Source organism: Streptomyces sp. NRRL F-5755, assembly GCF_001279365.1.
GTDB lineage: Bacteria > Actinomycetota > Actinomycetes > Streptomycetales > Streptomycetaceae > Streptomyces > Streptomyces rimosus.
On the sequence record NZ_LGCW01000079.1, the window covers coordinates 1 to 9708 of the forward strand.

Sequence of the window (9708 nt, forward strand, 5' to 3'; positions counted from 1 at the left end):
CCCCCCCACCCGCCGCGCCACCCACACCGCGCACACCACCCACACCCACATCGCCGGCATCCCCATCCCCGACAGCAAGCTGGCCCAGGAGGCCACCGAGCTGATCCGGGACACCACCGACGAGCTGATCTACCACCACTCCCGCCGGGTCTACCTCTTCGGCGCCCGGCACGGCCGCGAGCGGAATCTGCCCTTCGACGCGGAGCTGCTCTACGTAAGCGCCCTCTTCCACGACCTCGGCCTGACCGAACGCTTCCGCGCCTCCCACCAGCGCTTCGAGCTGGACGGCGCCGACGAGGCCCGCCGCTTCCTGACCGCCCACGGCGTCCCGGCCGACCGCGCCCGCCTCGCCTGGGAGGCCATCGCCCTGCACACCACACCGGAGATCCCGCACCACATGGCCCCGGAGATCGCCCTCGTCACCACCGGCGTCGAACTCGACGTCCTCGGCATCGGCTACGACACCCTCCCGCCGGAGACCCGCGACGAGATCCTCACGGCCCACCCCCGCCCCGACTTCAAGCGCCGCATCCTCCGCGCCTTCCACCAGGGCATCACCCACCGCCCGGAAACGACCTTCGGCAACGTCAAGGCCGACGTCCTGGCCCGCTTCGATCCGGACTACACCCGCCCGAACTTCGTACGGATCATCGAGTCCTCCGCCTGGCCCGAGTAGCCTCCGCCCACCACCCTCAGCACGTTTCCGCAGGTCAGAGGGGTCGGGGCGTTCGGATTTCGCCTCACGGCGTGGTTCGTGTAATGTTCTTTCTGCAACGCCGACCGGCAAGAAAAACCGCCGGAAAGCCAAGCGCTCGTAGCTTAACGGATAGAGCATCTGACTACGGATCAGAAGGTTGCAGGTTCGAATCCTGCCGAGCGCACAGCAAGCAAAGCCCCCGCCGGGTGATCCGGGCGGGGGCTTTGTCGTGGGTGCACGGGGAGGTGATCCAGCCTGTCACCTCATCCGCGCGCCGATGCGGTCGTAGGCCCTGCGCCGGGAGTCGAGCCGGACGCACGTGTAGATGCTCATGGTCACGTGGAGGGAGCTGCGGCCCGATGGGGCTTCCGTACGGCGACGACGCCCTCATGCAGGTCCAGCTCTGACGCGCCGTCCGCGAGAGACGGTCGTATCGCGGAATCGTTGCGCGACGAAGCCGGGGCCGGCGTGCGTTTGCAGAGCGCTGCGTCGCACGTCGGCCCCGGCTTGGCTTGCCTCACCTGAGCTGCCCTCTCTCAGAGAATCAGAGGGCGTTCTTTACAGTTCCTTCCCCGAAGGGCGGGAGCGCGCGACAAGGCCGACCACGAGCCCTGCTGCCGCTGCCGCGACGATCCCCAGCATGGGAGAACCGCTCTTCTTGTCGAGGAAGTTGGGCAGGTTGGTGCTGATGATGACTGCGAGCACCACCGGCAATGTCAGCTTGGCGGACAAGGTGGGCGTGCCTTGCTTGATCGCATAAATTCCGCCGACTGCGGCGAGAATGGCGCCCGCCACTGATATTGCCCCGGTCTGCATGTCGCCTATTGTGAACGAGGCGACGGCGCCGGCGGTGAGGAGCGCGCCCAAAAGAAAGGCTGCTGGAGCGAACCAGGTTTTGCGCATATTTCCTCCTGTTGAGTTTTGGCGTACCGCCATTCTGCGTTATGCCTCACCCGCGAGGATGCCCCGGCATCCACCGGTCACTCATCAGCAGGTGACTGCGCCGGCGACTGCTCCACCGATGCCTCCGGCCACGCCACCGGCCACGGCTCCGGGAGCGCAACCGGTCACCGCGTCACCGACGCACCCGGCCACGGCTCCGGCCGTACCGCTGGCCGTGGTCGACTTGCTCACGCAGCTCAGCCAGTCCCCGAAGCTGCGGGCTGTGACAGCGGGGATCTTCCTGCCGTCCACGCTCGTGAGATGCAGCGTGGCCTTGTCGCCGTTCACCGACCACTTCCCGGAAAAGGTGTGGCCGCCCCCGTTGATCGTCGCCGGAGCCTTGTCCAGCTCCTTGCCGGCTGCGTCGTCGACAGCAAGTTCCCCCTTGCTGTTGACTGCCAGGTGGTCCCCCTTGGGCAGGGTGAACTTCATCTCCAGTGTCGACTGGGATGCATGGACGACCTTCACCTGGAAAGCTCCATGGCCCTGCTCGGCCGCATTGGCCATGTGTGTCGTAGCCCCCAGCATCAGACCGGACAGGGCGGCAGCGGGAGCGATTATCTGAGCCGTGCGGCGAAACTTTCGCACATTTCCTCCGTTTAACAAGGTGTCGATGTGGCGCTGCGGCACCAACTGGTCAGGTATATGCGTGCCGCAAGATCAACACCGTAAGAACCCTTGCATGCGATAGATGTGCATGCAACTCAACGGCGTGGTTTATCGGGCCCCGCCGTCATTTGTTCTCTGTATTTGCTTTGCCCGGTATGTCTGGCATGATGGAATGTGTGCAGAGAAAATGTCTGCAGTCATTCAAGCATCGCTAAAGAATTCTTAATGCCGGGCATTCGGGGTTGGGGTGGCTGCATGCTTCGCGGAAGTGGTCGTCGCGGCCCGCTGGTGCGCCAGAGGTGGCGCCGCTGCCGAGCGCACAGCGGCGAAGCCCCTACCGGCTGCCTGGCGGGAGCCTCGGGCGGGGCTTTGTCATGGCCGCCCAGCGAGGCGCCGGTTTAACGATTTCCCTTGGGGGCGTGGGTGGCGTAGAGTCGGGTTCACCGACGCGGGGTGGAGCAGCTCGGTAGCTCGCTGGGCTCATAACCCAGAGGTCGCAGGTTCAAATCCTGTCCCCGCTACTGCGAAGACCGGTCCGGCACGGAAACGTGCCGGACCGGTCTTTTTTGCGCACACGGGTTACCGGGGGGTGTCCGTGTAGTGGATGGCCGGGCCGGTGAGGTTCGGGGCGAGGTCCGGGTGGAGGGTGAGGGTCTCGGGGTCGTAGTCGGGGGAGTTCTGGCGGCGGAAGGGGAGGGGCGGGGTCGTCGGGAGCTCCAGGAGGCGGGTGCGGAGCTGGGCGGCGGTGTCCTCGAAGGCGGCCGGCGTCGTGCGGTCGGCCGAGGAGACCAGGAACGGCGGGACGGCGCTCATGCCCGTGTACCAGAAGGTGCCGTGGTGCAGGGGGAAGAGCAGGTCGTTGAGGTCGCCGTTGACGCCGCGCGGGCCGAGGGTGCCGGGGCGGGCGCCCGCGGTGACCACGACCATGGCGCGCTTGCCGGTCAGCGGGCCGTCGCCGTAGCGGAGGGTGGCCCCGGTGTCGGGGTCGCTGAAGCCGTACGCGAAGCCCTTGACGAAGACCCGGTCGAACCAGCCCTTGAGGATGGCGGGCATGCCGTACCACCAGAGGGGGAACTGCACGATCAGGGTGTCGGCCCACAGGACCTTCTGCTGCTCGGCGCGGATGTCGGGGCTCAACGTGCCGTTGCCGAGGGCGCGTTCGGCGGCGTTGCTGATGTGCAGGCGCTCCTCGGAGGGGTGGTCGAAGTCGTCGGCGTCGACGACCGGGTTCCACTTCATGGCGTAGAGGTCGGAGACCTGGACCTCGTGGCCGTGCTCGCGCAGGGCGCGCACGCCTTCGTCCTTGAGGGAGCCGTTCAGCGAGCGCTCTTCGGGGTGGGCCGCGAGCCACAGGACCTTCATGGGAAACCTTTCGAAGCCAGGGGTGTGGAGGGGTGAACGGATCCGTTGGGTAGATCTTGCGGGCGGTGGTCATCGCCGGACGAGTGGCCGGATGGCCAGCATGTGTCAGGATCGGGCCATGGGTGTCTTCGCGGAGGACGGGCGGCATCGGGTCGCCGTACTGGTACGGGACGGGCTGCTGCCGATGGAGCTGGGCATCGTCCACCGGCTCTTCGGGTATGCCAGGGCGGCCGACGGGCGGCAGCTGTACGAGGTGGTGACGTGCGCGCCGGAGCCGGGGGAGCTCGGTACGGACACGGACTTCACGGTCAATGTGCGTTACGGGCCCGAGGCGCTGGCGGAGGCCGACACCGTCGTGGTGCCGGCCTCGGAGCAGGACTACGGGGCGGAGGACGGCTGTCTGAGCGAGGAGATGGCGCGGGCGGTGGCGCGCATCCGCCCGGGGGGCCGGGTCGCCTCCATCTGTACGGGCTCGTTCGTGCTGGCGGCGGCCGGGCTGCTGGAAGGGCGGCGGGCGACCACGCACTGGGGGTCGGCGGAGCAGTTCCGGCGGCTGTTCCCGGAGATCGAGCTGGACGCGGATGTTCTGTATACGGATGAGGACGGCGTGCTGACGTCCGCCGGTGTCGCCTCCGGGATCGATCTGTGCCTGCACATGATCAGGTGCGATCACGGGGCGGCGGTGGCCAATGAGGTGGCGCGGCGTACGGTCGTGCCGCCGCACCGGGAGGGCGGGCAGGCCCAGTTCATCAGGCGCCCGGTGCCCGAGCCGCAGTACTCCTCGACGGCCGCGGCCCGCGCCTGGGCGCTGGAGCACCTGGACCGGCCGGTGACGCTGCGGGAACTGGCCGCGTGCGAGGCGATGAGCGTACGGACCTTCACCCGGCGGTTCCGGGAGGAGGTCGGGGTATCGCCGTTGCAGTGGCTGACGCAGCAGCGGGTCGAGCGGGCGCGGCAGTTGCTGGAGGAGACGGAGCTGACGGTGGACCGGGTGGCGGCCGACGCGGGCTTCGGTACGGCGGCGTCGCTGCGACAGCACCTCCAGGCCGCGGTGGGGGTGTCCCCGAGCGCATACCGCAGCACCTTCAGGGGTGCCGGAGCCGACTCCACGAGGCTCGCTCCGGCTGAGGTGGCGGAAGTGGGTGCCGGGAGGTGAGTGGTCCGGGTGACTGGTGGTGTACGGGGCCGAGCTGGGCCGGGACCGAGCCGGGGCTCGGGTGGTACAGCCCCGGGCGCGGCGAGCGGCGGCGCAGCGCGCTGCCCGCGGGCAAGGCGCTGGCGTTCGCGCTGACGGGCGAGCGGCGCTGCCTGGGCGTACGGCGTGGCGCGCGCTGGACCGCCTGCCCGTACGCGGCGGTGATCGACGCCGGCGTCGCGCGCGATCAGTGCGCCGACTGCGCGCGGCTGGACCGTTCGCGGTCGGTGGCGGCGGACACGATGGCCGACGACCCCCGTACGTACGGGGTCTACCTGGCGTACTTCGGCCCCGGCCTGCTGAAGGTGGGCATCACGGCGGCCGAGCGCGGCGCCGCGCGCCTGGTGGAGCAGGGGGCGATCACGTACGCGTGGCTCGGGCACGGGCCGCTGATGGCGGCGCGGCGCGCGGAAGCGCTGCTGGGGAGTGCTCTGGACGTACGGGACCGGTTCGGGAAGGCGGAGAAGCGGGCGGCGCGGGCCGCGCTGCCGCCGGTGCCGGAGCGGGTGGCGGCCCTGGCCGGGCTGCATGAGGCGGCGCGCGGTCTGGCCGGGTGGCCGGAGGCGCTGGAGCCGGCCGCGTTCGCTTGGACGGACCATACGGAGGTGTTCGGCCTGGAGCGGATTCCCGGGGCGGGAGTTGGGGAGTGCGCGGGGCCAGCGGCCGGGGACGAGATCGTGGGGGATGTGGTGGCGGGGGTGGGTGCGGATCTGTATGTGCGGGGGGTGGTGGCGCTGGGTGAAGGGGCAGCCGAGGTGTTCGCGGTGGATACGCGGTTGCTGGCGGGGTGGGTGTTGCGAGGTGCGACGGGTGGGGTGACCACGGCGGTGGTGCGGGCTCCGAAGGGTGGGGCGGAGGACGAGCAGGGGAGTTTGTTTTAGAGAGCTGGAGGGGCTGGAGGGGGCGGTACGGCCATGGGCCGGGCCGGAGTCGGCCCGGCCCATGGGCACGGATAGCGATACGGCGGTCAGTACTGGACGCCGCCGGTCAGCACCGGTCAGTACCAGATGGTGTGCTTCCAGAGGATGCCCCGGGCCTTCGAGCCCGTGTCCAGGCCGTACGCGGGCCGGTCGGTGACGAAGTACTCGCGGAAGCTGGACTGCGGGTTCCTGGCCATCATGGTGTTGCTCTTCAGCCAGCCGCCGTCGACCTGGGACCACAGGTCGACCAGTGCGGTGGCGACCCGGGCCTCGCAGGTGTCGCCCTGGTCGATGCCGCTGGTGGAGCGGTCATTGGCGAGGTTCATGGAGGCGCCGTTGCCCCAGTAGTACGTGGTGTCGTTGAACGTGTGGAACGACACCGCGTCGGCGAAGCCCTCGGTCCAGCCGCAGCTCGCGGAGGAGGCGCGGTTGACGTAGTGGGGCGAGCAGTTGCTCACCTGCGGCCACCAGCCCCGGTAGAGCTTGCCCATGAGGGCGTGGCCCGCCTCGTGGACGGTGGTGTGCTCGGAGTCGGGGTCGTTGTCCGCGAGGTGGATCTTGTCCTCGTTGGTGGTCCAGTAGGTGCCGTCGGTGGAGCCGGGGTACCACTGGACGGTGATCGGCGTGCAGCGGCCGTCCTGCTCACTGCTGGCCCAGCAGTTGGTCGTGGAGCCGCGGTTCCACCACAGCTTGTTGAGCGTGTCGAGGGCGTGCCAGGCGCGGCTCTGCCCCTCGTTGGCGTACACGTTGCCCAGGTTGGCGGTGCCGGAGATGTTGTTCAGCGCGTACGAGGAGGTCGCGTACTGGTTGCCGTTGTAGTCGACCACCGACCACATCCGGCCGGCCTGCGTGCGGAACTCCACCCACGCGACGGAGGTGGTGGAGGTGGTCGGGGTGTAGCAGAGGTTGAACTTGCCGTTGCCGTTGCCGGTCATCCCCGTGGCGAGCTTCCGCGTGGCGCCGTTGGCGGTCGGCTTGCCCCAGAGGGTGACGTTGGCGTTGCTGACCGGTTCGTCCCGGTTGGCCTTGGCTTCCCAGTTGCCGCCCTCGGCGGACTGGAAGCGGTTGCGGAAGGTGCCGTTGACGCAGGTCTGGGCGTTCGCGGCCGGAGCCGAGGCGTCCGGGGCCTTGGCGGGGGCGGGGGTCTTGGGGGTGACCTTGCGGGGGGCGCGGGTGCCGGGGCCGGGGCGCTGGACCTTGGTCGCGCGGCCCTTGGAGACCGAAACGCCCTTGTCGGTGGAGCCCTTGGAGGTGCCGACGGTCAGCTCCACCGAGTCGTGTCCGGCGCGGCGCGGGTCGGGGTGGTCGATGTCGCTGATGTCCGCCTGGATCTGGGCGGGTCCGGCGGCGACGGCCTTGACCTTGATCTCGACGGTGCGGGTGCCGGGGGCCAGGGCGAGCTTCTGGCTGGTGCGCTGGCCGAAGTCGTCCTTCTTGGGCGCGGTGAGGCCGTCGTCCTTGTCGGCTATTCGCAGCGCGGGCGGCAGCTGGACGGACAGGCCGGCGTTCTTGACGTCGGCCTGCGCCTTGACGTCCACGGTGAGGGTGGCCTGCTCGCCGACGGCCGGCAGGTGGTCGAGGGAGGCGGTGACACCGAGGCAGCTGAGCGGCGCTTCGGAGTGCTTGTCCGCGGAGCGGATCGTGCATGTGCCGGCCTTTGCGGCCGCGTCGGCCGGGGCGTCCGTACCGAACGCGGACGGTACGACGGCGACGGCCAGGCAGGCGCCGACGCCTGCCAGCGCGGTCAGCGGGACAGGCTTCAGCACCCGTCTTTTCAGGGCCCGTTTTCCGGACATGAGCAAACCTTTCTGCGGCGCACACGGGCCGGACCTGACCGACCAGGTCCGGTTCACGCGGGCCCCGCCGTGGGGGAGTTGCGCACTGCCCTCCGGGGTGCGGATGCGTTCAACCAATGCATGAATCACTGGCCAAAGCAGCACTCTGGGTGACAGCGGCCGAAACCATACACCATGGCCTGCGCATGTCACCGATTACGAGAAAAAGTGGTTGGTCGTCGTCAACTAATGGGTTCACCAGCGGTGTTGCGTTGTGTTGGGTTCTGCGGGGCCTGTCAGCTCGTGATTTAAGGCTGACTTAAGGCAAGCGCGGGTCGGCTACGCACAGTGACTGCCGATTGCGGGTTTGTCGGCCCGGGGGGTGTCGTGGTTCGCTCCTCGTTCGCGTGGGGGGCTGACATGGGGGGCGTCGTGGACGAAGTGCCGCTGGTGGGGCGGGTGTTGCCGCCGATCACAGCCGATCACGGCTGACTGCGGCTGACCGCGGCTGATCGTGGCGCGCGGGTCCGCCGGGGCGAGGCCGCCCGGCGGAACTCGTCGCAACTCATGCACTTTGCGCGTCGCGCAGCGCCGCCATGGCTGTGCGCAGCTCCTGGAGGGTCGCCGGGTCGGTGACGGTTCCGGTGGCCGGGTCGGTTTTCGGACCGATGGCGGTGAGGTTGCGGCAGGCGTCCGGGATTACGTCGGCGGACATCATGCGCAGCGTCTCGCGCAGCTGCTCGTGTGCGTACGCTGCGCCGGTGGGCGAAGGTGACGCGGTCAGCACGGCGGTCGGCTTGCCCAGGAATTCGGCGCTGCTGACCAGCCAGTCGAGCGCGTTCTTGAGGACGCCGGGGACGCCGTGGGCGTACTCGGGGCTGACGACCAGGACGGCGTCCGCCTCCGCCACGGCGCGGCGCAGCGCGGCCACGGGGGCGGGCGGCGCGTCGTCCACGCCGTCCAGGTCGGGGTTGAAGTGGGGGAGCGCGGCGAGGTCGGCGACGGTGGACGCGGCGTCGGTGAGGGCGAGCGCGGAGCGCAGGACGGCGCCGTTGGAGGAGCGGGCACGCAGGCTGCCGTTGAGGGCGAGGATCTTCATGCCGTGACGGTACGGATTGACGTCGGCGTCAAGGGAAGCGCGGCGTATGGGCGAGGCCGTCGAGAGCGGTAAACCCGCAGGTCAGGGCGATTGTCAGTGGTGGGTGGCATGCTGATTCCTGTTGGTGGCCGGCTGGACCGCGCGGGGGGCGGCCCAGTCCGGTTCCACCACACATGTCCCGCGGTGACGGGTGTTTCTCAGGAGATTCACAGATACGCGCAAGACGTCTCTCAGAGGGGGTGGTCAGCCTTTGCGGCATGACCGTGACAGCGTCCACATCCATCGCGAAGAAGCCTGCTGAGCTGCTGCGTCCCGACGGTAGCCCGGTACGGGTGCTGGTCGTCGACGACGAGGCGTCGCTCGCCGAACTGCTCTCCCTGGCGCTGCGTTACGAGGGCTGGGACATCCGTGCCGAGGGCGACGGTACGGCAGCGCTGCGGGCCGCGCGTGAGTGGCGCCCGGACGCGGTGCTGCTGGACGTGATGCTGCCGGACATGGACGGGCTGACCGTCCTCGGCAGGCTGCGCCACGAACTGCCGGAGGTGCCGGTGCTGTTCCTGACCGCGAAGGACGCGGTCGAGGACCGGATCGCCGGGCTGACGGCGGGCGCCGACGACTATGTGACCAAGCCCTTCAGCCTGGAGGAGGTGGTGGCGCGGCTGCGCGGCCTGCTGCGCCGCGCGGGCGCTGCGGCGGGGCGCGGTGAGTCGCTGCTCTCGGTCGGTGACCTGCTGCTGGACGAGGAGAGCCATGAGGTGTGGCGCGGCGGCGAGGAGATCCACCTGACGGCCACCGAGTTCGAGCTGCTGCGGTACCTGATGCGCAACCCGCGGCGGGTGCTGAGCAAGTCGCAGATCCTGGACCGGGTGTGGAGCTACGACTTCGGCGGCCAGGCCAACGTCGTGGAGCTGTACATCTCGTACCTGCGCCGGAAGATCGACGCGGGCCGCAGCCCGATGATCCACACCCGTCGCGGGGCCGGCTACCTGATCAAGCCGGGCGGGTAGTGGGTGGCCGTGGCGGCGGGGGCGGGGGGTGGTTCCGGGGCGGTTGGTTGTGGTGCGGCTGGTTCTGAGGCGGCTGGTTCCGGCGTGTCTGGCGCCCAGGGT

9 protein-coding genes and 2 tRNA genes are annotated in these 9708 nt (G+C 69.5%); 6 read left to right on the plus strand and 5 right to left on the minus strand.

Features of this window, described 5'->3' with window-relative positions:
- Positions 1–49 precede the first annotated feature (49 nt).
- Positions 50–676, plus strand: a complete 627-nt coding sequence (locus ADK86_RS11045; protein WP_053696423.1) for an HD domain-containing protein — start codon at positions 50–52, stop codon at positions 674–676.
- A 132-nt stretch (positions 677–808) separates the two neighbouring features.
- Positions 809–881, plus strand: a tRNA-Arg gene (locus ADK86_RS11050).
- 374 nt (positions 882–1255) lie between these two features.
- Here the strand turns inward: ADK86_RS11050 and ADK86_RS11055 are convergent.
- Both ADK86_RS11055 and ADK86_RS11060 read right to left on the minus strand, forming a co-directional pair.
- Positions 1256–1600, minus strand: a complete 345-nt coding sequence (locus ADK86_RS11055; RefSeq protein ID WP_053696416.1) for a hypothetical protein — start codon at positions 1598–1600, stop codon at positions 1256–1258.
- Between the two features lie 84 nt (positions 1601–1684).
- On the minus strand, positions 1685–2272 hold the full coding sequence (locus tag ADK86_RS11060; RefSeq protein ID WP_159393829.1) for a hypothetical protein: 588 nt from the start codon (positions 2270–2272) through the stop codon (positions 1685–1687).
- Positions 2273–2695: 423 nt separating this feature from the next.
- On the opposite strand from ADK86_RS11060, the gene ADK86_RS11065 reads away from it, so the two are divergent.
- Positions 2696–2769: transfer RNA gene (locus tag ADK86_RS11065), tRNA-Met, on the plus strand.
- Between the two features lie 58 nt (positions 2770–2827).
- On the opposite strand, the gene ADK86_RS11070 is transcribed toward ADK86_RS11065, so the two are convergent.
- Complete coding sequence (locus tag ADK86_RS11070) at positions 2828–3610, minus strand: NAD(P)H-dependent oxidoreductase (RefSeq protein ID WP_053696418.1); 783 nt, start codon at positions 3608–3610, stop codon at positions 2828–2830.
- Positions 3611–3701: 91 nt separating this feature from the next.
- On the opposite strand from ADK86_RS11070, the gene ADK86_RS11075 reads away from it, so the two are divergent.
- Together ADK86_RS11075 and ADK86_RS11080 are read left to right on the plus strand one after the other, a co-directional pair.
- Positions 3702–4766, plus strand: a complete 1065-nt coding sequence (locus ADK86_RS11075) for a GlxA family transcriptional regulator (protein WP_053696419.1) — start codon at positions 3702–3704, stop codon at positions 4764–4766.
- Complete coding sequence (locus ADK86_RS11080; protein WP_053696420.1) at positions 4763–5686, plus strand: DUF2797 domain-containing protein; 924 nt, start codon at positions 4763–4765, stop codon at positions 5684–5686. The genes ADK86_RS11075 and ADK86_RS11080 overlap by 4 nt, the downstream gene beginning before the upstream one ends.
- Before the next feature lie 116 nt (positions 5687–5802).
- On the opposite strand, the gene ADK86_RS40690 is transcribed toward ADK86_RS11080, so the two are convergent.
- Both ADK86_RS40690 and ADK86_RS11090 read right to left on the minus strand, forming a co-directional pair.
- Positions 5803–7491 carry a mycolysin gene (locus tag ADK86_RS40690; protein ID WP_234345799.1) on the minus strand — a complete coding sequence of 563 codons (1689 nt, stop codon included), beginning with the start codon at positions 7489–7491 and terminating at the stop codon, positions 5803–5805.
- A gap of 574 nt (positions 7492–8065) precedes the next feature.
- Positions 8066–8599: an NADPH-dependent FMN reductase gene (locus tag ADK86_RS11090; protein WP_053696422.1), complete on the minus strand. Its 534-nt coding sequence runs from the start codon at positions 8597–8599 to the stop codon at positions 8066–8068.
- Between the two features lie 257 nt (positions 8600–8856).
- Between ADK86_RS11090 and ADK86_RS11095 the strand changes: the two genes are divergently transcribed.
- Positions 8857–9606: a response regulator transcription factor gene (locus tag ADK86_RS11095; RefSeq protein WP_078951992.1), complete on the plus strand. Its 750-nt coding sequence runs from the start codon at positions 8857–8859 to the stop codon at positions 9604–9606.
- Positions 9607–9708: the final 102 nt, after the last annotated feature.

Bases quoted from the DNA above. Each gene is read 5' to 3' on its own strand.
- ADK86_RS11090 (WP_053696422.1), bottom strand. From the start codon at position 8,599: ATGAAGATCCTCGCCCTCAACGGCAGCCTGCGTGCCCGCTCCTCCAAC.
- ADK86_RS11070 (WP_053696418.1), bottom strand. From the start codon at position 3,610: ATGAAGGTCCTGTGGCTCGCGGCCCACCCCGAAGAGCGCTCGCTGAAC.
- ADK86_RS11095 (WP_078951992.1), top strand. From the start codon at position 8,857: ATGACCGTGACAGCGTCCACATCCATCGCGAAGAAGCCTGCTGAGCTG.
- ADK86_RS11055 (WP_053696416.1), bottom strand. From the start codon at position 1,600: ATGCGCAAAACCTGGTTCGCTCCAGCAGCCTTTCTTTTGGGCGCGCTC.
- ADK86_RS11075 (WP_053696419.1), top strand. From the start codon at position 3,702: ATGGCCAGCATGTGTCAGGATCGGGCCATGGGTGTCTTCGCGGAGGAC.